Annotated in this window: 21 protein-coding genes; 8 read left to right on the top strand and 13 right to left on the bottom strand. The window is 68.5% G+C overall.

Going from position 1 to position 24,797, the window contains the following annotated elements:
- Positions 1–40 precede the first annotated feature (40 nt).
- The gene (locus ACFXOO_RS01505; protein WP_378852102.1) at positions 41–1,483 is read left to right on the top strand and encodes a TrkH family potassium uptake protein; all 1,443 of its coding nucleotides are present in this window, start codon (positions 41–43) and stop codon (positions 1,481–1,483) included.
- Positions 1,476–2,147, top strand: a complete 672-nt coding sequence (locus ACFXOO_RS01500; protein WP_378837074.1) for a potassium channel family protein — start codon at positions 1,476–1,478, stop codon at positions 2,145–2,147. Before ACFXOO_RS01505 ends, ACFXOO_RS01500 begins: the two co-directional genes overlap by 8 nt.
- Positions 2,148–2,156: 9 nt before the next feature.
- Here ACFXOO_RS01500 and ACFXOO_RS01495 read toward each other — a convergent pair whose 3' ends face one another.
- Positions 2,157–2,981: a bacteriorhodopsin gene (locus tag ACFXOO_RS01495; protein WP_378837072.1), complete on the bottom strand. Its 825-nt coding sequence runs from the start codon at positions 2,979–2,981 to the stop codon at positions 2,157–2,159.
- Positions 2,982–3,120: 139 nt separating this feature from the next.
- On the opposite strand from ACFXOO_RS01495, the gene ACFXOO_RS01490 reads away from it, so the two are divergent.
- Complete coding sequence (locus tag ACFXOO_RS01490) at positions 3,121–3,606, top strand: MarR family winged helix-turn-helix transcriptional regulator (protein ID WP_378837069.1); 486 nt, start codon at positions 3,121–3,123, stop codon at positions 3,604–3,606.
- 22 nt (positions 3,607–3,628) lie between these two features.
- Here ACFXOO_RS01490 and proC read toward each other — a convergent pair whose 3' ends face one another.
- Entirely contained in the window at positions 3,629–4,474 is an 846-nt protein-coding gene (proC, locus tag ACFXOO_RS01485) for a pyrroline-5-carboxylate reductase (RefSeq protein ID WP_394562594.1), read from the bottom strand.
- 91 nt (positions 4,475–4,565) lie between these two features.
- Here proC and ACFXOO_RS01480 point away from each other — a divergent pair, with 91 nt between their 5' ends.
- The 3 genes from ACFXOO_RS01480 to ACFXOO_RS01470 are packed head-to-tail and all read left to right on the top strand — an operon-like array spanning position 4,566 to position 7,621.
- Positions 4,566–5,678 (top strand): alpha/beta fold hydrolase, encoded by a 1,113-nt coding sequence (locus ACFXOO_RS01480; protein WP_394562593.1) that lies wholly within the window; start codon positions 4,566–4,568, stop codon positions 5,676–5,678.
- A 42-nt stretch (positions 5,679–5,720) separates the two neighbouring features.
- A complete protein-coding gene (locus ACFXOO_RS01475; protein WP_378837062.1) occupies positions 5,721–6,683 on the top strand; it encodes a cation diffusion facilitator family transporter in 963 nt (320 codons plus the stop codon).
- Positions 6,684–6,691: 8 nt separating this feature from the next.
- Entirely contained in the window at positions 6,692–7,621 is a 930-nt protein-coding gene (locus ACFXOO_RS01470) for an LLM class F420-dependent oxidoreductase (RefSeq protein WP_394562592.1), read from the top strand.
- Between the two features lie 111 nt (positions 7,622–7,732).
- Here ACFXOO_RS01470 and tadA read toward each other — a convergent pair whose 3' ends face one another.
- On the bottom strand, positions 7,733–8,200 hold the full coding sequence (tadA, locus tag ACFXOO_RS01465) for a tRNA adenosine(34) deaminase TadA (RefSeq protein ID WP_378837058.1): 468 nt from the start codon (positions 8,198–8,200) through the stop codon (positions 7,733–7,735).
- Positions 8,201–8,257: 57 nt separating this feature from the next.
- Between tadA and upp the strand changes: the two genes are divergently transcribed.
- Positions 8,258–8,890, top strand: coding sequence for a uracil phosphoribosyltransferase (gene upp / locus ACFXOO_RS01460; RefSeq protein ID WP_378837056.1), 633 nt, complete (start codon positions 8,258–8,260; stop codon positions 8,888–8,890).
- On the opposite strand, the gene ACFXOO_RS01455 is transcribed toward upp, so the two are convergent.
- The 3 genes from ACFXOO_RS01455 to ACFXOO_RS01445 form a co-directional block, all read right to left on the bottom strand.
- Entirely contained in the window at positions 8,875–10,122 is a 1,248-nt protein-coding gene (locus tag ACFXOO_RS01455; protein ID WP_394562591.1) for a type III PLP-dependent enzyme, read from the bottom strand. The genes upp and ACFXOO_RS01455 overlap by 16 nt on opposite strands.
- A 207-nt stretch (positions 10,123–10,329) precedes the next feature.
- Positions 10,330–10,656, bottom strand: coding sequence for a DUF3467 domain-containing protein (locus ACFXOO_RS01450; RefSeq protein ID WP_378837051.1), 327 nt, complete (start codon positions 10,654–10,656; stop codon positions 10,330–10,332).
- Between the two features lie 65 nt (positions 10,657–10,721).
- Positions 10,722–14,330 (bottom strand): TM0106 family RecB-like putative nuclease, encoded by a 3,609-nt coding sequence (locus ACFXOO_RS01445; RefSeq protein ID WP_394562590.1) that lies wholly within the window; start codon positions 14,328–14,330, stop codon positions 10,722–10,724.
- A gap of 103 nt (positions 14,331–14,433) precedes the next feature.
- Between ACFXOO_RS01445 and ACFXOO_RS01440 the strand changes: the two genes are divergently transcribed.
- Positions 14,434–16,503 (top strand): NAD(+) synthase, encoded by a 2,070-nt coding sequence (locus ACFXOO_RS01440; RefSeq protein WP_394562589.1) that lies wholly within the window; start codon positions 14,434–14,436, stop codon positions 16,501–16,503.
- A 10-nt stretch (positions 16,504–16,513) separates the two neighbouring features.
- On the opposite strand, the gene ACFXOO_RS01435 is transcribed toward ACFXOO_RS01440, so the two are convergent.
- The 7 genes from ACFXOO_RS01435 to ACFXOO_RS01405 all read right to left on the bottom strand — a co-directional run bounded on the left by ACFXOO_RS01435 (position 16,514) and on the right by ACFXOO_RS01405 (position 24,640).
- A complete protein-coding gene (locus ACFXOO_RS01435) occupies positions 16,514–17,092 on the bottom strand; it encodes a hypothetical protein (RefSeq protein ID WP_378837043.1) in 579 nt (192 codons plus the stop codon).
- 50 nt (positions 17,093–17,142) lie between these two features.
- A complete protein-coding gene (locus ACFXOO_RS01430) occupies positions 17,143–17,709 on the bottom strand; it encodes a hypothetical protein (RefSeq protein WP_378837041.1) in 567 nt (188 codons plus the stop codon).
- An 81-nt stretch (positions 17,710–17,790) separates the two neighbouring features.
- The gene (yicI, locus tag ACFXOO_RS01425) at positions 17,791–20,142 is read right to left on the bottom strand and encodes an alpha-xylosidase (protein ID WP_394562588.1); all 2,352 of its coding nucleotides are present in this window, start codon (positions 20,140–20,142) and stop codon (positions 17,791–17,793) included.
- Entirely contained in the window at positions 20,142–21,068 is a 927-nt protein-coding gene (locus ACFXOO_RS01420; RefSeq protein WP_378852395.1) for a carbohydrate ABC transporter permease, read from the bottom strand. Before ACFXOO_RS01420 ends, yicI begins: the two co-directional genes overlap by 1 nt.
- Entirely contained in the window at positions 21,068–22,060 is a 993-nt protein-coding gene (locus ACFXOO_RS01415) for a carbohydrate ABC transporter permease (RefSeq protein WP_378837036.1), read from the bottom strand. The genes ACFXOO_RS01420 and ACFXOO_RS01415 overlap by 1 nt, the downstream gene beginning before the upstream one ends.
- Positions 22,061–22,172: 112 nt before the next feature.
- Complete coding sequence (locus tag ACFXOO_RS01410; RefSeq protein ID WP_378837033.1) at positions 22,173–23,492, bottom strand: ABC transporter substrate-binding protein; 1,320 nt, start codon at positions 23,490–23,492, stop codon at positions 22,173–22,175.
- A 125-nt stretch (positions 23,493–23,617) separates the two neighbouring features.
- The gene (locus ACFXOO_RS01405; RefSeq protein WP_394562587.1) at positions 23,618–24,640 is read right to left on the bottom strand and encodes a LacI family DNA-binding transcriptional regulator; all 1,023 of its coding nucleotides are present in this window, start codon (positions 24,638–24,640) and stop codon (positions 23,618–23,620) included.
- Positions 24,641–24,797 lie beyond the last annotated feature (157 nt).

Genomic DNA, 24,797 nt, shown 5'->3' with positions numbered 1-24,797 from the left:
AGTACCATGACAGGGGTCTCCGGACGAAGGGGGCGACCGCATGACGGGCGACCCCGCCTCACGCCGCGAGCGACTCTCGGTGCGCCGACGATGGGCGGAGCTCTTCGATCGCCTCCGCGATCTCACGACCGCGTCGCCCGCGCGCTTCGCCGTGAGCGTCTTCGTCATCCTGATCATGCTCTTCACGGCGCTGCTTTCGCTGCCGATCGCCGCCGCCGACGGACGGCGCACCGCCTTCGCGGACGCGCTCTTCACCGCGGTCTCCACGATCTGCGTCACGGGACTGTCCACGGTCGACATGGGTAGCCACTGGTCGCCCATCGGACAGGTGATCATCTACATCGGCGTCAACGTCGGAGCTCTGGGGGTGCTGACCCTCGCCTCGATCCTCGGACTCGTCATCTCGCGCCGGCTCGGTCTGCGCGCGAAGCTCATCGCCGCCGGCGACTCGAACCCGATGCGCGCCCACGGCGGCCCGGTCAACGAGGGGCAGACGGTGCGCCTCGGCGAAGTCGGAAGCCTGCTCGCGACCGTCGCCCTGTCGACCCTCATCATCGAGGCGGTACTCGCGGTGCTGCTCTACCCGGCGCTGCTCCTCGGCGGCGTCGACCCGCTGTCGGCGCTGTGGGAGGCCCCGTATTACGCGGCGATGTCCTTCACGAACACCGGCTTCACACCGAATCCCGAAGGCCTCGCGCCCTTCGCGCACGACTACTACTTCCTGACGGTCATCATGGCCGGGGTGTTCCTCGGGTCGATCGGGTTCCCCGTCATCTACACGCTCGCACGGCACCGCTGGCACGTCCGCCGCTGGTCGCTGCACGCCAAGCTGACGCTGATCACGACCGTGATCCTGTTCTTCGCGGGCGCCGCGATGTTCCTCCTGCTCGAGCACAGCAATCCGCGGACGTACGGAAGCATGGACGCCTGGGACACGGTCTTCCAGTCCTTCTTCGTCTCGGCGATGACGCGGTCGGGCGGCTTCTCGGTCGTCGACATGGGCGACTTCTACGGGTCGTCGCTCGTCGTCGGATCCATGCTGATGTTCATCGGCGGAGGCTCGGCGTCGACGGCCGGAGGCATCAAGGTCACCACGCTGGCCGTGCTCGCCCTCGCGGTGTTCTCCGAGGCCAAGGGCCGCCCCTCCGTGCAGGCCTTCGGTCGCCGCATCCCGAGCGATGTCCAGCGCGTGGCGCTGTCGGTGGTGGCATGGGGCGCGACGATCGTCGCCATCTCGACGATCACGATCACGCAGATCACGGGCGCTCACGTCGAGATGGTGCTCTTCGACGTCATCTCGGGGTTCGCCACGGTCGGCCTCTCCACCGGCCTGACGGCGGAGCTGCCGGATCCTGCGATCTACGTCATGGCCCTGACGATGTTCATGGGACGCGTTGGTACAGTGACACTCGCCGCGGCGGTGGCCGCGTCGAACCGTTCGCAGCTCTACTCGCTGCCGGTGGAAAGGCCGATCGTTGGTTGAGCAGATCCGCGGAGACGCGCCCGTCCTCGTCATCGGCCTCGGGCGCTTCGGTGCGGCGTGCGCCGGCGAACTCGACCGGCTGGACCGCGACGTCCTGGCGATCGACGGCAACCTCGACCTCGTCCAGAAGTGGTCGGAGCGCGTGACCCATGCCGTGCAGGCGGACGCGAAGAACATCGACGCCCTCCGGCAGATCGGCGCGCAGGACTTCCAGGTCGCCGTCGTAGCCGTCGGCTCGAGCATCGAGGCATCCGTCCTCATCACCGCCAACCTGGTCGACCTGAAGGTGCCGCAGATCTGGGCGAAGGCCGTGTCGCAGTCGCACGGCAAGATCCTCGCGCGCGTCGGCGCCAACCACGTCATCTATCCCGAGCGCGAGGCCGGCGAACGCGTCGCCCACCTCGTCAGCGGACGGATGCTGGACTTCATCCGCTTCGACGATGATTTCGTGCTCGCCAAGATGTATCCGCCGAAGTTCATCCGGGGCACGGGCCTGAACGACTCGGGCGTGCGGACGAAGTACAACGTCACGGTGGTCGGTGTGAAGAGCCCCGGCAAGCCTTTCCGCTACGCCGAGGCCAACACCGTCGTGACCAACCACGACCTGATCATCGTGTCGGGCACGAATAGCGACATCGAGAGATTCGCATCGCTCGATCGCTGACATACATCTTTACCGGCGGCCCGCCTTCTGCGGGACCGCGTCCGCGTGCGGCCGCTCGACAGCGGCGAACTCGGGGTCCTCGAGCCACGACTTCGTCTTGGCGACCTGGAAGATGATGATCGCGTAGACGGCCTTGGCCACGATGTCGGCGATCGAATAGCCCACCTGCTTCCACACCCAGCCGTCGGCGCCGAGGTCCAGAGCCGGCAGCAGATAGGCGATCGGGTACACGCCCCAGCTCAGCAGAAGAAGGTAGCGCAGCCGACTCAGCGTCCCGCGCACCTCGACGGGCTGCGATGCGAGCGACTTGCTCAGCTGCACGAACAGCACGTACAGGATGAACAGGAACGGAATCGTGGACAGGATTCCGAAGACGGTCCGCACTCCGAGGTCTTCGCTGACCTCGCCGGGGTAGCCCAGGACGATCATCAGGATGGCGGCGGGCACGAGCTGCAGCAGCAGGCGGTTCTGCATCGCGCGGGCCAGAGCGAGCACCGCGACCAGCTCTACGAGGAGAAGCGGCACGGTGAGCAGCCAGTCGACGTAGCGGTAGCCCTCGTTGAACGCGGCACCCGCGGTCTCGGTGTAGTCGCCCGCTCCCCCGACGGCCTCCGTCGTGAAGGCCTCGTTGAACGAATCGAAGATGCGGAAATAGTGGTAGGCGGCGATCCCGCACACGATCAATGCGATCGTGATGGCGGGTCGGTAACGCGGGAGCACCCGCTTCAGCGACACGAGCAGGAAGATGGCCGTGAAGAGCTGTGCGGCGATCACCAGCGAGAGCGAGTTGTAGACCGTCGAGAATTGTGCGGCGGTCAAGAGGTCGGGTATCACGTCTGACTCCTTCATCATCGGGTGGGCGGGCTGGACGCCGTCTCACTTCAGATACTAACTTAGTTAGTAACTGAGTTACACCCTGCCACAGAGTCTTTCCGATTGCACGCGCTAAGATCGCAATCTGGCGAGGGGACACATGACACAGCACGAGGGACGATCGCACCATCTCGACGCATTTCCTGCGGCGGCGATACGGTTCTCGCGCGCGCTCGATCGCAACCGGGAGCAGATCGCCGCGGACGAGGGACTCTCGGCGAGCGAGCTGCGCACGCTGTTCTACATCGCCGAGCACGTGCGGGTGACACCCAAGCAACTCGCCGATCACATGCACGTCACCACCGCGGCCGTCACCTTCATCTCGCGTCGCCTCGTGGACACCGACATGCTGCAGCGCATCGACCACCCCGATGACCGACGCAGCCTCTACCTCGAGCTGACACCCAAGGCCCACGCCACGATGGAGCGCATCCACAGCGAGTTCCACGAGATGGTGGCCGGGGCGACGGCGCACCTGGAAGCCGGCGAGGTGGAGGAGTTCACCGCCCACCTCGGCACCGTGGCGGCGACGATCGCCGAGCACACGGCACGGGTCGCGGGCTCCCGGCGAGCCGCGGCGCTCTAGAGTCCTCGTCGCGCGAGCGTGATCAGCCCGCGGCGAGTTCGCGTGCGCGCGCCAGCGCGGCATCCGTGGCCTCGGCGAACACCACGTCGAGGTGCGCATCCTGCAGAACCGCGATCGCCCGCTCGGTCGTGCCCTTCGGGCTGGTGACACGCCGTCGCAGCTCCGCGGGGTCCTCACCCGAAGCCTGGAGGAGGGCTGCCGCGCCGATGAAGGTCTGCTCCGCCATGATGCGCGCCTCGGCATCGGTGAAGCCCTTGCCGACCGCGGCCTTCGTCAGCTCCTCGACGAGCAGGAACACGTAGGCGGGCCCGGAGCCGGAGATGGTCGAGAGCGCGTCGATCTGGTCCTCCCCCACCTCCACGACCACTCCGCACGTCTCGAAGAGGCGGCGCACCAGCTGCCGATCCTCCGTCGACACCCCGGGGGCGGGCGCCAGCCCCGTCACCGCCTCGCCGACGATGGCGGGGGTGTTCGGCATCGAGCGGAGCACGGCGACATCCGGCCCGAGGATCGAGGTGAACGTCTCGATCGTCACCCCCGCCGCGAGCGAGACCACGATCGTGCCGGGTCGCAGCGCGGGCGCGATCTCGCGCAGCAGGTCGGGCACCATGGCGGGTTTGACGCCCACGAGCACGATGCGAGCGGATGCCGCGGCGTCCCTGTTCCCCTCAGGATGCGACGCCAGATCGACCGAGGTCACACCCGCGAGATGAGCGAGGGAAACCGCCTTCGCCGGGGTGCGGTTGGTCGCGACGATGCCGCCGGCGGCAAGGCCGGAGCCGACCAGTCCGTGCAGGATCGCGCCGCCCATCGAGCCCGCTCCGAGGATGGCGATCGGGGGAAGGGCGGGGCTTTCGGCTGCACTCATGCGGCCATCCTAGGCCGGGCCCCGAGCAGCCCCGAGCCCGGGTGGAAGGCGCCGGTATAGTCGAACCACCCGCACTGACTGGAGGCCACCGATGGCACTTTTCGACGGCATCACCTCGCGAGTGATCGACACCGATCGGATCGCCGTCGGGATTCTGGAGCGGGCGGGCGACGACCCCACGACACCCGCCGACCGCACCGTCGTGCTCGTGCACGGGAACGTGTCGTCGGCGCTGTTCTGGCAGGAGATCATGCAGGATCTCCCGAGCGACCTGCGGGTGATCGCGATCGATCTGCGCGGTTTCGGAGGGTCGGAGCACGCACCCATCGACGCGACCCGGGGAGTGCGGGACTTCAGCGACGACATCCATGCCGCGCTCCAGGCACTGGACGTACCCCCCGCGCACCTCGTCGGATGGTCGATGGGTGGCGGCGTGGTCATGCAGTACGCGCTCGACCACCCGGTGCTGAGCCTCACTCTGCAGGCTCCGGTCTCGCCCTACGGCTTCGGAGGAACACGTCGCGACGGCACCCGCCTCACCGACGACGACGCGGGATGCGGCGGCGGCGGGGCTAATCCCGACTTCGTCGATCGTCTCACCACCAAGGACACGACCGCCGACGCGCAGACATCGCCGCGCTCGGTCTTCCGGTCGGGGTACGTGGCCGCCTCCTACACGACCGACCACGAGGACGCGTGGGTGCAGTCGATGCTCACCACCTCCACCGCCGAAGGGAACTACCCGGGCGACGGGACACCGAGTGAGAACTGGCCGGGTTTCGGCGTCGGCACGATCGGGGTGCTGAACACGATGGCTCCGAAGTACTTCGACACCTCCGGCATCGTGCAGCTCGCCGACAAGCCGCGGATCCTCTGGATCCACGGCACCGCCGACGCCATCGTCTCGGACGCGTCCTTCTACGACCTGAACCACCTGGGGCAGCTCGGCATCATCACCGGGTGGCCCGGTGCGGACGTCGCCCCCGCGCAGGAGATGGTGTCGCAGACCCGCGACGTGCTGGGCGCCTACGCCGCCGCCGGCGGCGAGGTGACGGAACTCGCGCTCGAAGGCGTGGGGCACTCGCCCCACCTCGAAGACCCCGCCGCGTTCCGCCACGCTCTCCTCCAGGTGATCGGCTACGTGGGGGCTCCGGCAGACCCCGCTCCGCCGACCGAGGCCATCATCCTGCGGTCCGCGGACTGAAGAGGTCCGGGCGGATGCCGCGGCATCCGTAAACTCGTCGTCATGAGTGCATCCGGCGGCAAGAAGGCGATCATCGCGGCGTTCCTCGCGAACCTCGGCATCGCGGTGGCGAAATTCCTCGCCTGGATCGTGTCGGGCTCGGCATCGATGCTCGCCGAGGCGATCCACTCGGTCGCGGATTCGGGCAACCAGCTGCTGCTGCTGCTGGGTGGGCGCAAGGCCGCCAAGGAGGCCGATCGCGAGCACCCGTTCGGCCACGGACGGGAGCGATATGTCTATGCCTTCGTGGTCGCGATCATCCTGTTCTCGGTCGGCGGCGTGTTCTCGATCTACGAGGGCGTCGACAAGATCACGCACCCGCACGAGCTGGAGATGGTGTGGGTGCCGATCACGGTGCTGATCATCGCCATCGGCCTCGAGAGCTTCTCTCTGCGCACCGCGGTCCGGGAGAGCAACCACACGCGGGAGAAGGGCCAGTCGTGGGTCTCCTTCGTCCGTCGCGCCAAAGCGCCGGAACTGCCCGTCGTGCTGCTCGAGGACGTCGCAGCACTCACGGGTCTCGTGTTCGCCCTCGCCGGCATCACGCTCACGGTCGTCACTGGTGACTCGGTCTGGGACGCTGTCGGCACCCTGGCCATCGGCACCCTGCTGATCCTCGTCGCGATCATCCTCGGCGTCGAGACGAAGAGCCTCCTCGTCGGCGAAGGCGCCACCGACGCCGACCACGATCGGATCGTCGCAGCGATCGAGGACGGCCCGGAGGTGCAGAAGCTCATCCACATCAAGACGCTCTACCTCGGACCCGATGAGATGCTCGTCGCGGCGAAGCTCGGCTTCGCCTCCGATCAGCAGCTCGCCGCCGTCGCCGCCGACATCGACACGATCGAGTCCCGCATCCGTGCCGCGGTTCCCGCCGCGCGCGTGATCTACCTCGAGCCCGATCTCTATCGCAGCGACGCTCCCCCGCCGCCCACCGAGGCCATCGTCATCACCTCCGCGGACTGAGCGGCATCATGGAATATTGCACCTTCACCGAGCCCCAGCAGGGCTTCAGCTACGCCGACCAGCTCGCGTTCGCGCAGGCGACGGAGCGGGGCGGCTTCGACGGCTTCTTCCGCTCCGACCACTACATGCGCATGGGTCCCGGCGACCCGCTCCCCGGTCCCACCGACGCCTGGACGACGCTGGCAGGGCTCGCCCGCGAGACCTCGCGGATCCGGCTCGGCACCCTGGTCTCCTCCGCCACCCACCGCGTTCCGGCCATCCTCGCGATCCAGGTCGCCGAGGTCGACGCGATGTCGAATGGGCGCGTCGAGCTCGGGCTCGGCACCGGGTGGTTCGAGGCGGAGCACCGCGCCTACGGGATCCCGTTCCCGCAGCGGCGCTTCGACATCTTCGAGGAGCAGCTGGAGGTCGTGACGGGCCTGTGGGCGACGCCGGTCGGAGAGACCTACAGCTTCGCCGGTGAGCATTACGTGCTCACGGACGCGCCCGCGCTGCCCAAGCCCCGGCAGGCGCAGGTGCCGATCATCGTCGGCGGGGGCGGCCCGAAACGCACTCCCGCGATCGCGGCCAGGTTCGCGACGGAGTTCAACATCGGATTCCAGCCCGAGTCCGTGATCGCCGAGAAGTTCGCCACGGTGCGCGCGGCCTGCGAGCGCATCGGTCGCGATCCCGACACCCTGAAGCTGTCGGTGGCGCTGCCCACGCTGGCAGGGGGCTCCGAAACCGACCTCGTCCGGCGGGCGGCGGCCGTCGGTTCCGATCTCGCCGAATTCCGCGGCGAGACGAACATCTGCGGTGGTCCGGACGAGATCGCCGAGAAGGTGCAGCGTCTGGCCGCCCTCGGTGCCGACCGCGTCTACTTCCAGCTCATGGATCTGCGAGACGCCGAACAGGTCGACTACCTCGGCGCGGAAGTGCTGCCCGGCCTGCCCCGCTGACCTTCCCAGCGGCTCATGTCCACGGTGCGCAGGCTTCGGCCGGCACCGACCTGCTCAACCCGGACACCGACACGAGGTGCGCGGGCCTTCGCCGAGGAACCGGCCGCGCGCTCAGCGGCGTGTCTCGAAGAAGGACCCCAGCAGGGCCTCCGACTCCGCTGCGCGGACGCCGCCGACGACCTCGGCGCGGTAGGGCAGCCGGCGATCACGGACGACGTCGTACATCGACCCGGTCGCACCGGCCTTCGCATCCCACGCTCCGAACACGAGGCGCGTGATGCGCGCCTGCAGCAGCGCGCCGGCGCACATCAGGCACGGTTCGAGAGTCACCACCAGGGTGCAGCCGTCGAGATTCCATGACCCGACGGATGCCGCAGCCTGACGGATCGCGACGATCTCGGCGTGCGCGGTCGGGTCGTGGGTGTGCGCGCGGAGGTTCCGGCCTTCGCCGACCACCGCGCCCGCAGCATCCGTCACCAGGGCGCCGACCGGCACCTCGTTCTCGAGCGCCGCGACGTCGGCGAGCTCGAGCGCCCTCGCCATCCATGTGTCGTACGTCGCGGGCGTGGGCAGACTCATGCGTTCACGGTACCGGGCGCTCCTGCGTCGGGCCCCGCACGCAGTAGCCTGACTGACATGCGTGTCCACGTCGCCGATCACCCCCTGATCACCCACAAGCTCACCGTCCTGCGTGATCAGAGCACACCGTCGCCGGTCTTCCGCCAGCTGACGGAAGAACTCGTGACTCTGCTCGCCTACGAGGCCACGCGCAACGTGCGGGTCGTGCCCATCGAGATCCAGACACCCGTCACCACGACGATGGGTGTGCGCATCGGCGAACCACGCCCGCTCGTGGTGCCCATCCTGCGTGCCGGCCTCGGAATGCTCGACGGAATGGTCAAGCTGCTGCCGAGCGCCGAAGTGGGCTTCCTGGGGATGGCTCGCAACGAGGAGACCCTCGAGCCGACCACCTATGCCGAGCGCCTGCCCGAAGACCTCAGCGATCGCGAATGCTTCGTTCTCGATCCGATGCTCGCGACCGGCGGGTCACTCGGCGCGGCGATGGAGTTCCTCTTCAGGCGCGGGGCGCGCGACGTGACCGCCATCTGCCTCCTGGCGGCCCCGGAGGGCGTGGCCGCCATCGAGAAGCAGGTCGAGGGTCGCGACGTCACGCTGGTCCTCGGGGCTCTCGATGAGCGATTGAACGAGAAGGGCTACATCGTGCCCGGACTCGGCGACGCGGGCGACCGCCTCTACGGCACGGTCTGACCACCGATCACCACGATCGGAGTGACCGGACGCCCGTTGAATGTCGTCGCCGTCACCGACGTGTAGGCGCCCATCGCCGGACTGACCAGCAGGTCGCCGACCCGCAGATCGGGGAGCGGCACGACGCGGGCGATCACGTCGGCGGAGTCGCACGTCGGACCACCGAGGGTGACGCGTCTTCGGGTGTTCCCGGCCTGCGCGACGGGTTCCTCGTCCTGGAGCACCTCGTCGACCCCGAACACCAGCGGGTGGACGTCTTCGGCGACGATATTCGAGTACGACCCGTACACTCCGTCGTCGATGTAGTACCACCTGCCGTCGTCGCGGTCGGCGATCCCGACGACGCTGGTGACGAGGCTCATCGCGTCGGCGACGAGGATCCGGCCGGGCTCCGCGATCACGTCCAGGTGCCGCGCCCGCTCGTCGAGGATCGGGGCGAGGACCCCGGCGAAGTCTTCGAGCGGACGCACCTGCTCGTCGTAGGCGACGGGGAAGCCGCCGCCGATGTCGAGGGTGTCGAACCGTGCAGCGGCCGTCTTCTCCAGCCGCTCCATCAGATCGAGCGTGTCTGTGAGCGCTCGCGCGAATCGGCCGGGATCGTCCAGCTGGCTGCCCACGTGGTAGCTGAAGCCTGCGATGCGGATGCCGCGGCGTTGCGCGTGCCCGAGAAGTTCCGAAGCCTCGGCCCCGCTGACGCCGAACTTGCCCGACAGATCGCTCTTCGCGGAAGGACTGCGATAGGCCAGCCGGATGAGCAGCCGCGTATCGGGCGGCGCCCCCGTGAACTTGTCGATCTCGCTCTCATTGTCGACCACGAACATGCGCACCCCGCGGCGGAGCGCTTCGGCGATCTCGCTCGGCTTCTTGATCGGATGGGTGTGGATGACCCGCGTGTGCGAGATCCCGGCGCGGAGGACCTGGTGCAGTTCCTGCGCGGTCGCGATGTCGAACGAGCATCCCTCGTCGCCGAGCGCCGCGATGACGGCGTCGTGTGACAGCGCCTTGACCGCGTAGTGGAAGCGCACACGGGGCAGCGCTGCGCGAAGGCGTCGGTAGCAGCGCCGCACCGGCGCGAGGTCGAGCAGCATCAGGGGGGTGCCCTCGCGAGCGAGCGCCGCACGCGCGGCGTCGGTCGAGAGCAGGCGGGAGCACGACTCCCGGCCGTCGGTCAGCGGGTCGATCGGTGTGCGCGCAGAAGAGCGGAGCACCTCCGGCGCGATCGTGATGGTCATGGCACTCCCCTCCCCTGCAGAGAGTGAGGAGTGGGGCTGCTGATACCGGCCCTGATGCCGTGATGCGACCCGTCCGGTGACGAAATGGTCGCGGCATCCGTCCCTCGCCGAACGGATGCCGCGACTGGATTCAGGTTAGGGCGGTTGAAGAATTTCGCAGACGGGGTTGACAGGGACGGAGGCGCCGGGTTAGCGATGGGACGCTCGTCAGTCCTCCGTGTCGAGGAGCGGGTTCGCGGGTTGGCGTCGCCCCGTCTCCTGCTCCCAGAACTCGAGCTGCTGGGTGAGGGCCTTCGCGAGCTCGAACACCTGCTCCGGCGGAATACGGATGCGGCTGACGACACGCGCCGGCACGACGGTGCGGTGCTCGCCCGTCTCGGCATCGACCTCCTCGCGGGGCGGCTGGGCCAGCGTGACGAAGTCCATCACGAACACGGTCGGTGTGTGCCAGACGTTCGCGAAGTCGGCGTATGCGCCCCCGATGAGCTCAGGTGGAAGGTCGATCTCGAACTGGCGCTGCGGATCGTCGGCCATATGATTCCCCTCTGCCGTACGGACGGGTGTCGCCACCACGGCGCCAGTCTAGGCTCGTGGCCCGCTCACTCGACATCACCGACGAGTCGCGCGAACGCGCTCAAGCGGGCCACGCCCTCGGGGGTGTAGGGCAGGTCCTCGAGCAGATCGGGCGAGTAGACGACGTACGCGGCGTACTTCGCCCGTGAGATCGCGACGTTCAGCCGATTGCGCATCAGCACGAACTCGAGCCCGCGGGGGGCGCCGGCTGCGGACGACGCGGCGAGCGAGAGGATGGCGACGGCCGCCTCCTGGCCCTGAAAGCGATCGACGGTGCCGACGCGCACGTCGGCGAGCCCGACAGCGGCCAACGAGTCCTCGATGAGGGCGAGCTGCGCGTTGTACGGCGTCACCACGATGATGTCGTGCGGGGCGAGGGCGCGGGGCTCTCGGAGCTCGCCCGTGTCGAGGTCGACGTCGGTCCACGGGCGGCCGTCGGCCGCGGCATCCGGCTCCCGGCGATCGTGATGGAGCAGGTCGCGCACGATGCGCACCACCCGATCGGCCTCGGCGGGCGAGCTGCTCGTCGTCGGCTCGGGCGGGATCACCGGTTCGAGGTGCAGCCCGGAAGTGACGCCCTCGAGGTGCCGCAGTTCGGTCGCCTCGTGCGCGGCCAGCTGGCCCTCGTAGGAGAGCACCGACACCGGCTGCGCGACATCGGGATGCATGCGCCGGGTCTGCGCCAGGAAGTAGCCGCGGTCGGCCGGGATGACGGCATGCTCGCCGAGCACCCAGCCGAGCGCCGAGGTGTCGACCGGCTCGGGGTGGATTCCCTGACTCACCTGCGGCAACTGCTGCGGGTCGCCGAGCAGGAGCAGGTTGCGGGCGGACACCGACGAGGCGATCGTCGGCGCGAGCGAGTACTGTCCGGCCTCGTCGATCACGAGCAGGTCGAGACTGCGCCGGGGCACCCTGGTCGGGTCGCTGAACGTCCACGCGGTGCCGCCGACGACGTAGCCGCCCTCGGCGCCGTGCGTGAACGCGACGATCCCTCCGGGTGGGAAGTCGAGGAAGGCGTGCTCCTCGTCGGGCCGCTGCGGCTTCTTCCGGACCCGCTCGGGCGGCAGCCCGCCGTCGGTCACGATCTTGTCGAGGATGTTCTCGACGACCGCGTGCGACTGCGCCACCACCCCGATGCGGAATCCGTGCTCGCGCACGAGCGCGGCGATGACGTGCGCGCCGACGTAGGTCTTGCCGGTACCGGGGGGACCCTGCACGGCCAGGTAGCTGTCATCGAGGTCGAGCACGGCCGCCACGACGGCGCTCCGATAATCGTCGCCCTGCACCCCGGGGAGCTCGCCCGAGCGGGTGCGCGGCGGGATTCGACGCAGGATGTCGGTCGCGGGGTCGCGCGGAAGGTCCGGCAGCGCCTCGAGCAGCGCGGTGGCCCACTCCTCGACGGCCGGCTCCTGCGCGCGCGGCGGAGGCGGGCTGCCCGGCGCGATGGCGATGGGCAGGTCGAGCCACTCCTCGCCGCCCTTGAGGGTCTCGTCGACCACGACCCCGTCCTCGACGGTGTCGACGACCTTCGCGGCGCGCGCAACGTGTATCCACCGTGGCGAGACAGGCACGTCGAACGGCGCGGGGAGGGCATAGATGAGGAACGGCTCGCCTGACGCCGACAGCTTCGTCCCGGGCGCGACGTCTCCGCGGAGCGCGACGTGGCGATGGGGTGTGCGTTCGCGGTCCTCCTGACTCCACGCTCGTCGCACCTCGGACCGATCGGGGTCGACGACGATGACGTCGCGGACGTTCTCCCATACGCTCACCGGCTCCCGCAGTCGGAGGAAGTGCGCCCCCCAGAAGCTCTTCCGCTCACGCCGGTGGTAGTCGATGGCCGCCCCGGCGAGTCGGACGGCCGTCTCATCACCGGTCGGCTCCTCGAGTGCCGCGATGTGCGCCGCGAGGACTGATGCCTCCACCGGGCCGGCCGCGCGGGTCGCAGCCTCCTGCAGCTCACGGCGCTGTGCCTCACGGCCTTCGGCCATGACGCGTGCGGCCGCAGACAGTTCTTCGGCCAGCGGGGAGGCCCGGTAGGCCTCGGCTCCCGGCTCGTCGTCGGTGGAGGACGGTGCGATGCCGTGTTCCGCGGCGAGGCCGCGCAGGAAGTCGCGCAGTCGAAGGGTGGAGACGCAGTCGTATCGGTTGTAGTCGAGCAGCTCGCGGCGGATCTCCTCGAAGGTCTCGAGGTCGCCGTCGTCGTGCGCCACGCGTGCCCGCACATACTCTTCGATCGAATCGCCGCCCGCGGCCACGGCCATGTCGTCGCGGTTGTCGTCGCCCATGTAGAGCGGTTCGAGCTTCTTGATCGAGTACGAACGCGACCCCACCCGCAGTGCCCGGGTGACGATCGGATAGAGGTCGACGAAGACGCCGTCGCGCAGCAGCGTGTCGACATCGGCCTCCCCGACCCCGTAGCGCGCGGCCATCGCGGCCAGATGGGTCGGCTCGTACGGTGCGTAATGGAAGATGTGCAGGTCCGGATGCTGCCGCCGACGCTCGGCCACGAAGCCGAGGAACCGCAGCAGCGCATCGCGTTCCTCGGCGAAACCGTCGGCCCAGAGGAAGTCGTAGCGTTCCCGCACGTCGATCCAGCCGAACAGGTAGTCCAGGCCCGCGCGTCCGTCATCGGGTTCGGTGTAGAGCGGGTCTCCCTCGAAATCGAAGAACAGGTCTCCTTCGCTCGGCGTCGGGATCGCAGCGAGGGCTTCCGGTGTCAGGACCTGGAAGAGTGGAACCGCATCGACCGCGCTGTCGAGCTGAAGCCGCGCCTGCAGGCGGAGCCTCTCGAAAGCGTCGGCACGCAGCGACTCCGGCGGCTCATGCGCTCCGGCGAGCGCCTCGATGGTCCGTACCCCCGCTTCTCGGAGCTTCTGCCTCTGCGTCGGACGCATGCCGGCGACCAGGAGGAGGTCGCGGTGGCGCTCGACCTCGATCTCGCACGTGGCGCAGCGCCCGCACGCCGTGTAGCGCTCGTCGCCCCACGCGACGATGCCACCGGTCTCGCCGGCCGGGACGTCGCGCTCGGAGATCAGACGGCGCAGGCGTCGCCGCCGCAGGTGGAAGACGGGGAGCAGGTCGTCGACCGCGTGCGAGCTGATCGACCCGTCGCCGAGGATGAGCTCCACCCGATCGGATCGCGGGACGTCGAGCCGGTCCAGCTGGTCGACGTACGCGGCCAGCTGCATGAGCGCGGTGACCTTCGCCCGACGGGCGAGCTTCGTGTCCTGCACCATCCACCGCCGCTCGCCGTCGCGGACCAGGAAGTCGGCGAACCCGATGAAATCGTCGTGGGCGAACGCCGCCTGGTAGACGACCTCGACCTCGGGAGACGCCAGGGCGGCGTTGGTGGCCGCGACCGCCGCCGCGACCTGGGGGGCGTCGGCTGAGGAGACCTCTGCGATCTCGACCACGCGCTCGCCGAATGTCTCGCGGTACGCCGCGAGGCGGCGCCCCTCGTGACGGAACCCCAGCGAGATCGCGCGCTTCAGCATCGCGTCGTCGGGCTCGTCCACGCGCTCCGTGCGCCCCAGCCGCGCGTCGAGGAGACGCAGCCAGGCGAACTCGCACTCGGCGGCCGCCTTCAGATCGCTCGCACTGAAGACCACCCGACCGGCCTCGGGGATGTAACGCATGTGATGCCCTCCGCGAGCGACACTACCCGCGGCCACCGACAGCACCCGCGCAGGAATGCGCCGGCACGCGGCGCCGCGACGCGTCGCCTGACAGACTGGACACGTGATCAGCAGCCTCCCCTTCGAGAGCGCCTATCGGCACGGTTTCGCGCGTGTCGCCGCCTGCACGATCCCCGTCGCGATCGCCGATCCCGTCCGCAACGCCGACGCCGTGCTCGCGGCGGCCGGCGCGTGCGACGCCGATGCCGTCTCCGTCGCCGTGTTCCCGGAGCTGTGCCTCACGGGATACGCCATCGACGATCTCGTCCTGCAGGATGCCGTCCTCGATGCCACCGTGGCGGCCGTCGAGCGCCTCGTCGAGGCATCCGAATCGCTCCTGCCCGTGCTCGTCGTCGGCGCCCCGCTCCGGCACCGCAACCGCCTCTACAACTGCGCCGTCGTGATCCACCGGGGCGAGCTGCTCGGTGTCGTCCCGAAGTCGTACGTTCCGACCTACCGGGAGTTCTACGAGCGGCGCTGGTACGCACCCGGGGACGATCAGGCCGGTCAGGACATCAGGGTGGGCGAGCTGGAGGCACCGTTCGGACCCGATCTGCTGTTCGAGGCGCTGGATGTGCCCGGGCTGATCGTGCACGCCGAGGTGTGCGAGGACGTCTGGGTGCCGATCCCCCCGTCGGCCGGGGCTGCGCTGGCCGGCGCGACGGTGCTGCTCAATCTCAGCGGCAGTCCGATCACGATCGCCCGCGCAGAGGATCGCAAGGACCTCTGCCAGTCGCAGTCGCTCCGATGCCTCGCGGCGTACGCGTATGCGGCGGCGGGGGCCGGCGAGTCGACCAACGACGTGTCGTGGGACGGCCAGACGATGATCTACGAGGGCGGGATGCTGCTCGCCGAGACGGAGCGCTTCCCCGATGGCCCGCGGCGGAGCGTCGCCGACGTCGATCTCGACCGCCTGCGGCAGGATCGGCTCCGGCAGGGGACGTTCGACGACAACCGCCGCACGTACGACCCGCAGTTCCGCACCGTGTACTTCCAGCTCGACCCGCCCTCGGGTGACATCGGCCTTCGACGGACGCTCGACCGATTCCCGTTCGTCCCCGACGACCCGGCCCGCCTCGCCCAGGACTGCTACGAGGCGTTCAGCATCCAGGTGTCGGGCCTCGAGCAGCGCCTGCGAGCGATCGGCGACCCGAAGCCCGTGATCGGCGTGAGCGGCGGACTGGATTCGACTCATGCACTGCTGGTCATCGCCCGCGCCATGGACCGCATGGGCCGGCCGCGGAGCGACATCCTCGCCTACACGATGCCCGGATTCGCCACCTCGGAGCACACCAAGGCGAACGCCATCGCCCTCGCCGAGTCGCTCGGCGCCTCGATCGAGACGATCGACATCCGACCCGCGGCCACCGAGATGCTGACGCGCATGGGCCATCCGTTCGCCGACGGTCGGCCCGTGCACGACGTGACGTTCGAGAACGTCCAGGCGGGTCTGCGCACCGACTATCTGTTCCGCCTCGCCAACCACCACGGGGGCATCGTGGTCGGCACCTCCGACCTGTCGGAGCTCGCGCTCGGCTGGTCGACGTATGGCGTGGGCGACCAGATGAGCCACTACGCCGTCAACCCGGGGGTTCCGAAGACGCTCATCCAGCACCTCATCCGCTGGGTGATCGCCGACGAAGGCAGCTCGACCGATCTCGATGCCCGCGCGAAGGACGTGCTGCAGTCGGTACTCGACACCGAGATCAGCCCCGAACTCGTGCCCGCGGGGCAGGACGGCCGGATGCAGTCGACCGAGGATCGCATCGGTCCGTACGCGTTGCACGACTTCACGCTCTTCCACGTGCTGCGCTACGGGCTGCGGCCGTCCAAGATCGCCTTCCTCGCCTTCCACGCGTGGCGCGACGAGGACGCAGGGGCCTGGCCGCCCGGCTTCCCGGTCGACGACCGCTTCGCCTACGATCTGCCGACGGTGGCGAAGTGGCTCCGCATCTTCCTGCAGCGCTTCTTCGCGTTCGCGCAGTTCAAGCGCTCCGCCACCCCGAACGGTCCCAAGGTCTCGGCGGCGGGGTCGTTGTCGCCGCGGGGCGACTGGCGCGCGCCGTCCGACGGCAATGCCGCCGCGTGGCTCGCAGAACTGGATGCCGCGCTGCCTGACGTGGCGAAGGGCTGACCCGCGAGGATCAGACGGGCATCGCCCCGTACGCGAGCGTGATGACCCAGGCGTCGCGCGACAGGTCGGCGAGCGTGTACTGCACCGAGCGGTCTCGTACCCATCCGCGGTGGCGGGCGTTGTCGAGCTTCACGTACTCGGGCTTCACCCGCACTCCGCGGCCGTCGGCCTCCAGAACCGCCTGCACCTTGGTCCAGTGCGAGATGAGCGCCGGCACATCGTTCTCGTCGAACAGGTGCGAGTGGCGCTGCATGTCGTGGAGCAGAGCGTCGTCGGGGTGCGTGTCGCGGATGTCGAGACCGAGCGGAATCGCAGGATCGCAGATCGCCACCACCGTCGCGGAGCGGAAGCTCGCCGTCTTGATCAGGATGGGCAGCTCGACGTCGGCCCGTGTCGCCAGCAGCCGCGTGTGATAGCCGAAGTGCTGCGGAGCCTCCCGGTCGACCCGCACGTCCTTGTACTCGGCTCCGAGCTGGGCAGCGACCAGCTCTCGCGCCAGGAAGCGCCGCCGATCGTGCACACTCAGCTTCGGGTCCCACCCCAGACGTGCGCTGATGCCCTCCGGTGCGTCCAGCAGTACCGATTCCATGACCTACCCCGCGATCCGCGGCGCGCGCCGCACCTCATCCTCTCGCACCGTCACGACCGGGGGAACGGCCTGTCCTGCAGACCGATCCGATCGGGGATGTCGAACGGGAGGCCCGGGAGCCAGCTCGCCGGGCTCGGCCAGGGACGAGAGGACGGCAGTCTCGTCAGCACGGCGCGCAATGTCCGGTCGCCCGGGTTCGACGGAGCATGGGACGGCAGCACACGCCGCGGCGCGCGGTGTCCGAGCGCCCCGCACCACCAGTGCCGCCATGTCGAGTCCGCCTGATCGGGGTCGAGCACGATGTAGTAGTCCGGCATGATCGCGTCGCCCGCCTCGAACTGTGCGAGCGCGGTCTCGACCTCGAGTTCGAGTGTTCCGAGCGTCGAGCGTTCCTCGTACAGTTCGACCCAGGCCGCCGCGACGTGTTCGAGCGGGTCGGCGTCGTGCACGACCCACGGCGTCCCCGCAGCCGCGATACGGCGGGCGGCGACGGACGGGTCCGCGTCGCGAAGGGACAGGGCCTCCACGCCGGGCAATGCGCCCAGGGCCGCGAGCGCCTCGCCCGACGACGGTCCGACGACGGCCACGACTGTTCCGGTTTGAGAAAGGTGCGCCATAGCTCAGGCTACGACGCGATCCGTTTCCCGCGGGTGACACGCGCGCATCGAATGCGTATCGGCACCGCACCACGCGGGTGGTCAGATCATCAGCTCGGCGACTCCGTCCCGGGCCTGGACGCGTCCGTCGACGACCGTCCAGGGCACGGCGCCGGGCTGTGCGCTCCACGCCGATGGCGCGGCGCCCGCCTCGATCCGCGTGCCTCCGCCGCTCTGGACGACCTCGAAGACGACCTCCCGCCCGTCCAGCGCCGTGACCGTCGTCGACGTCGGCCCCGATCCGCCGGGGTACACCCGCAGCGTGACACCGTCGAGGTAGTCGTACTCGGGCCTGTCCTGGCGCGCTCCGACGGGCAGGACCGCGCCCGGGCGCACGTAGATCGGCAGGCTGGTGACGTCGTGCGTCTCACGCCGCCATCCACCGCCGGTCACCGTCTCGCCCGTCAGGAGGTGGGTCCACTCCCCCGCAGGGAGGTAGAAGTCCACGTCACCGCGCTCCGAGAACACCGGGGCGACCAGGATGTCGCGACCGAGCATGTACTGGCGGTCGAGGTAGCCCACCGCAGGGTCGTCGGGGAACTCCAGCACCATCGGCCGGAGCACCGGCGTTCCCGACCGCGACGCCTCGATCCCGGCCTGCCACAGGTACGGCATGAGCGACAGTTTGAGCTGCGTGAACCGGCGCGTCACCTCGACCGCTTCGTCGTCGAAGATCCACGGCACGCGGTAGGACGTCGAGCCGTGGAAACGGCTGTGACTGCCGAGGAGGCCGAACGCCGTCCAGCGCTTGAAGACCGCAGCATCCGGCGTGCCCTCGAACCCGCCGATGTCGTGGCTCCAGAACGCGAACCCGCTCAGCGCGAGCGAGAGCCCGCCGCGCAGCGTCTCGGCCATCGACACGAAAGTCGACGTGGAGTCGCCGCCCCAATGAACGGGCATGCTCTGCCCGCCCGCGGTCGCCGATCGTGCGAACAGCACGGCGTCGCCCTCGCCGCGCTCCTGCACGAGCACGTCGTGCACCGCCCGGTTGTACCGCTGCGTGTAGAGGTTGTGCATGCGCTCGGGGCTCGAGCCGTCGAAGTACTCGACGTCCACCGGGATGCGCTCGCCGAAGTCGGTCTTGAAGCAGTCGACGCCTTGGGCGATCAGTCGGCGCAGATGCGTCTGGTACCACGCCGTGGCGTCGGGATTCGTGAAGTCCACGAGACCCATACCCGCCTGCCAGAGGTCCCACTGCCACACCGACCCATCGGGGCGCTTCAGGAGGAAGCCGCGGGCCGCCGCCTCGGCGAAGAGCGGGGACCGCTGGCCGATGTACGGGTTGATCCACACGCAGACCCGCAGGTCCTTGTCGTGCAGTCGCGCCAGCATGCCCTCCGGGTCGGGGAACACGCGGGCATCCCACTCGAAGTCGCACCAGTTGAACTCGCGCATCCAGAAGCAGTCGAAGTGGAACACCGAGACGGGCAGCTCGCGTCGAGCCATCTCGTCGATGAACGACGTGACGGTGGCTTCGTCGTAGTCGGTCGTGAAGCTCGTGGACAGCCACAGTCCGTACGACCAGGCGGGCACGACGGGCGGACGGCCGGTGAGCGCCGTGTAACGGTCGAGGACGTCTTTCGGCGTCGGCCCCGCGATCACGAAGTACTCCAGCGCTTCACCGGCGACCGAGAACTGCACGCGCTCGACGGTCTCCGATCCGACCTCGTAGGACACGTGACCGGGATCGTTCACGAAGACCCCGTAGCCGCGGCTGGAGAGGTGGAAGGGGACGTTCTTGTACGCCTGCTCGCTCGAGGTCCCCCCGTCGGCGTTCCAGACGTCGACGGTCTGACCGTTCTTCACGAGAGGACCGAACCGCTCTCCGAGCCCGTAGATCAGCTCACCGACCCCGAGATCGAGCTGTTCGTGCACGTACGATCGGGCTGTCCGCGCCGGCGTACCCGCGCGGGCGTTCCCGACGATGCCGGGGTCGACCTGCGCGTCGGCCTCGAGCTGCACGTATCCCTGCGAACGCGGGCCGCTGCCCGTCACCCGGATCCCGTCGATCTCGAAGTCGAGCGCCCACGGGGCACCCTTCGCGATGCGGGCGGTCAGCGCTCCGGCACGCAGAACGCCGCCTTCTTCGGAAACGGATGCTTCGCCCGCGCCCCCTCCGTCGGCGCCCGGGAGCTCGAAGCCGGAGTCGTGCGGCCCGCCGTCGTGATGCACGATCCGCACGCGGACGATGCCTTCACGCGGCGAGGACAACGTCGTGGTGAGTACGGCGCGATTGAGCGTGTCGCCCCGGCCGCGGATCACCGCTGTCGGGGCCGTGATGACGAGGCCCGCGCCGTCCGGCGTGGCATCCGTCATGTCGATGTCGTACGCCTCTTGGGCGTAGAGCGCCGATACGCCGGGTCGCAGCTGCCAGAATCCGTCGGTGAACTTCATTACTTGACTGCTCCTGCGGTGATGCCGCGCGTGAGGGTGCGCTGGAAGATGAGGAAGAACAACAGGGTGGGGATGAGTCCCAGGAGGGCCGATGCGCTCGTCGTCGTGACATCCATCAGGCGGTCGCCTTGCAGGACGCTGATGGCGACCGGGACCGTCTGATTCGCATTGGAGACGAGGAACGTGAGCGGGATCAGGAACTCGTTCCACGTCCAGATGAAGAAGAAGATGAGCAGCACCGAGAGGGTGGGCCGGCTGATCGGGAAGATCACGCGCCAGAGGATCTGCCACCGGCTGGCCCCGTCGATCGACGCGGCCTCGAGGATCTCTTTCGGGAATGTGCCGTAGACGGACGACAGGAGGTAGGTGCCGAAGGCCGCCTGGATGACCGTGAAGACGATGATCACCGACCAGACGTTGTTGTAGAGACCCACGCTCTTGAAGATGAAGTACAGCGGGTACAACAGCGCTTCCTGCGGCAGAAGGTTCGCGAGCAGGAACAGCAGCACGATCCAACTGCGCCCCTTGATGCGCCCGATACCGATCGCGAAGGCGTTGAGCACCGAGATCAGCACCGCCAGAACGGCGACCATTCCCGATATGAAGAACGAGTTCCACACCTTCTCGGGGAAATTCACGCGTTCCCAGAACGCCGCGATGCCGTCGAAGTACAGGCTCGTGGGCAGAGACAGCGGCCCCCCGTTGGAGTAGTCCGTGGGCGACTTGAACGAGTTGACGAGGATGAGGTAGAAGGGCGCGATGATGAGGATCGCCGCGACGACGGCGAAGGCGAGCATCAGCCAGTCGACGCCCTTGGGCCGGCTCATCCCCCCGCGAGGCCGCGGGCGGATGACGCGGTTCTTCGGGCCGTCCGCCGTGGTCACGGCGCGAGTGGTGAGCACGTCGGTGGAGGTCGCGTCGACCATCACAGTCCCGCCCTTTCTTTGCGTTCCGCGCTGTTCTGGGCACGGATGAACAGGACCGAGACGACCGCGATCACGATGGTCAGGGCTGTGGCGATGGTGGCGCCGTACCCCACCTGCTGGGCCTGGAAGAACTCGCTGTAGGCGTAGTAAGCCGGCACGATCGTCGACGTCCCGGGGCCGCCGCGGGTCAGGACGTAGACGGGGCCGAAGACTTTCAGCGCCGCGATCGTACAGGTGAGCGTGACGACGTAGATCTCGGGTCGGATGATGCTCACCGTGATCGCGCGGAATCGCTGGAACCAGTTCGCACCGTCGAGCTCAGCGGCCTCGTACAGCTCGGGGTCGACCCGCTGCAGCGCGGCCATGAACACCACGACCGGATACCCGATCTGGATCCAGATCAGGACGACCATGATGCTCGCGAGTGCGGTGTCGGGGCTGCCGAGCCAGTTGTGCGTCAGGGCGCCGAGACCGATGTTCTCGAGGATCTCGTTCAGAGCGCCGTCCTGCGGCCGCAGGATCCACCCGATCACGATTCCTGCGATGGCGGCGGGGAGGATCTGCGGCAGGTAGTAGGTGGCACGCAGGAAGCTCGCGAATCTGCCGCCGAACTTGCGCCCCACGAGGTCGAACAGCAGGGCGGCGAGCAGCAGCCCCACCACGGTGGGCACGATCACCATCGCGATGATCATCCAGATGCTGTTTCCGAAGGAGGTCCAGAACTTGGCATCGCCCATGAGTTCGGCCCAGTTCTCGAGTCCGATGAACTCGGGCGGCCGGATGCCGCGGTACTCGGTGAAGCTGAGGTAGACGTTCCAGACGAGCGGGACGAGTACCACCGCGCTCAGCAGCACGAGACCGGGCACCAGATACAGCCAGTAGCCGGCGGACCCGCCACGGCCGCGTTGCGGGATCAGCGGTTCATCGGGGGGCAGCGGCGTGCGCGCCCTCTGAGGAGCTCGGGGGGCTCGCACGAACGGGACAGCGGTCATGACCGGCTCCTGAGGAGAATCGCGAAAGGGATGCGGAAGGGAGCTCGGGATGCCGCGACCGCGCGGGGCGCGGCATCCCGAGTCGATACGGCCGAACGCCGAATCGAGATGATCAGCGGAAGTCCGCCACGTACGACTCGTACTCGTCGCCCAGCGCCTGCTGCACGTCGGCCGGCGACTTCGTGCCGTTCACGAGCTCCTGCAGTTCGGCGACGATCGTGTCGTAGAACGTGGGGGTCGGCCAGTCGGGGTAGAACGCGAGACCGTCCTTCTCGTTGACGGCGTTGAACGCCTGGATGAGTTCGAGGCTCTTGGCGTCGGTGATGTCGGCCTCGTCCGCGGCCACCGGCAGGCCGCCGTTGTTGCCGATCAGCGCCTGGATCTCGGGACGCATCGTGATGTCGATGAACTCATAGGCGAGGTCCTTGTTCTTCGCGCTCTCCGGAACCACCCACATGTTGCCGGCGGAGCCCAGGCTGAGGTCGCTGCCGGGGAAGGGGAAGATGCCGAAGTCGAAGTCCGTGATCTCGTTCACGAAGCGGCCGTACCACCAGCTGCCGGACACGAAGATCGGTGCGGAGCCGTTGATGAACGACACGCCGGCATCCTCTGCCTTCTGGCCGGAGACGTCCTTCGAGATGTACCCGGCGTCGACGTAGTCCTTCAACGTCTCGGTCGCGTAGCTGATCTCGTCGCCCTGCCAGTCCACCGGGTTCTTGTAGAGCTGGTAGTCGTCCACGAAGCCGCGGTCCGCCTGGCTGAGTGCGAGCTGATACCAGAGCTGTCCGAGCGGGTACTCCAGGCCGGCCTCCGCCAGGGGCGTGACACCCTGGGCGACGAAGGCGTCGAGCACGTCGACGAATTCGTCGTAGGTGGTCGGGATCTCAAGACCGGCAGCGGCGAACATGTCCTTGTTGTAGTAGACCGTGACGAACTCGCCGTAGTTCGGCACTCCGTACCACTCACCCGAGCCCATGATGCCGTCGTCGCTGTACTTCGCCGTCGTCTGCAGAGCGGGTGCGAGTTTGTCGGCCCAGCCGTACTCTTCGACGGCCTCGGTCATGTTGGTCAGCAGGCCTTGACTGGCCAAGAGCCCCGCGGTGGCGTTGCCCTTGTTGTATTCGAGGATGTCGGGCGCCTCGTCGGAGTTCAGCACCTGACTTGCGGTCGAGCGGATCTGCTCGAAGCTCTTCTCCTCGAATTCGACGGTGGCGCCGGTCTCCTCTTCGAAGGTCTTGATGGCCTGATCCCACGCGATGCCCATCGCGCTGGTCTCGGACTCGTAGTGCCAGAGGGTGAGGGAGTTCCCGTCGCCGCTCTCGGCGGCGCCGCCGCTTCCGGAGCAACCGGCGAGAGCGAGCGCGCCGACGGTGAGGAGGCCGGCCGCCGCCGTGAGCCGCGCGCGGGTTTTCCGGGTGTGTAGCTGTGCCATCTTCGGCATTCCTTTCCTGGTGACCAACTCTGGTCGTGGGTGGGGTGGTGGTGCGGTGGTGCAGTCCGGGGAATTTGTCGAAGCGCTTCGATGATGCGCGAACGGCAGGGGATCCGTCATGAGGGTCAGTCCTCCGCCGCAGCGACCCGGCCGACGGATCCGTGATGTTGGTAAATCGGGGCGATGAGGTACACGCCCGGGGCGGGTGCCGTGTCGCCCAGGGCCCGCATGGCGAGGTCGACAGCCAGATCGCAGGATGCCGTGGGCACGAGCGGCACGCAGTCCAGGGCGATCGCGAACCGAGTGGTGTCGAAGGTGCCACCCACGGAAACGACCGAGACATCTCCCGGAACCTCGAGACCGCGCTCGGCGAGCTCGGCGAGCACCGTGATGTGCGCATCATCGCCGCAGTGCAGCACGAAGCCTGTGACCCCTGCATCCACGAGCTGACCGACGGCGGCCCTCGTGGCCGCGGCCGAGACGAGGGCGTCGCCGGTCGTGCGAAACGACGCGTCCATGTGCAGCTCGGCGGCACGCTGGACGAACCCGGCACGGACGCGCGGGGGGAAGTTCGAGTGCTCGTAGGCGGCCGCGGGGTGTCCGATCAGGCCGAGATTCTCATGCCCCGCCGATGCGAGTCGATCCACCGCGAGTGCAGCGGCGGCCTCGAAGTCGAGGTCGACGCAGATGAGCCCATCACGGTCGTCGGGGACACCGATGAAGATCGTCGGGATCTCGAGCTGACGCGCGAGATCGACGCGCCGGTCGCGCGGCGCGACGTCCAGGACGAGGATCGCGTCCACGAGACCGCTGTCGGCCACGCGCCGCATCCCCGCCGCGGCTTCCTCTTCTGTCAGGAGCAGGACGTCGTAGTCCTGGCGCCGCGCGGCAATGGAAGTCGCGAGGACGAAAGCCATGTGCGTGGGGGCGTGCGTGTCGAGCCGGAACGGCTCGGTGAGGGCGAAGATGTTGGTGCGATTTCCCGCGAGCATCCGGGCGCCGGCGTTCGCCCGGTAGCCGAGCTCCTGCACCGCGGCCTCCACCCGGAGCCTGGTCGAGTCCGACACCGGGCGCTTGCCGCTGAGTGCGTACGAGACGGTGCTGATCGAGACGCCGGCGGCGGTGGCCACTTCGTCGATCTTCACCATGGTGACTCCATCGTCGTATGAGTGTTCCGGCGGATGCGGATTCGTCGAAGCGCTTCGCGAAACGCTTCGACAGCCACTGTAGGCATTCTCGACCGCGAATGCAACGGGTATGTGGATACTCGCAACTTATCCCGGTCCGCTCCTCTCCTCGGCGTCA

Origin of the sequence: Microbacterium sp. P03 (genome assembly GCF_043556235.1) — a bacterium.
In the GTDB taxonomy this organism is placed as follows: domain Bacteria; phylum Actinomycetota; class Actinomycetes; order Actinomycetales; family Microbacteriaceae; genus Microbacterium.
The sequence above is the reverse complement of the archived record's forward strand: the minus strand, read 5'-3'. Positions and strand labels throughout refer to the sequence as shown.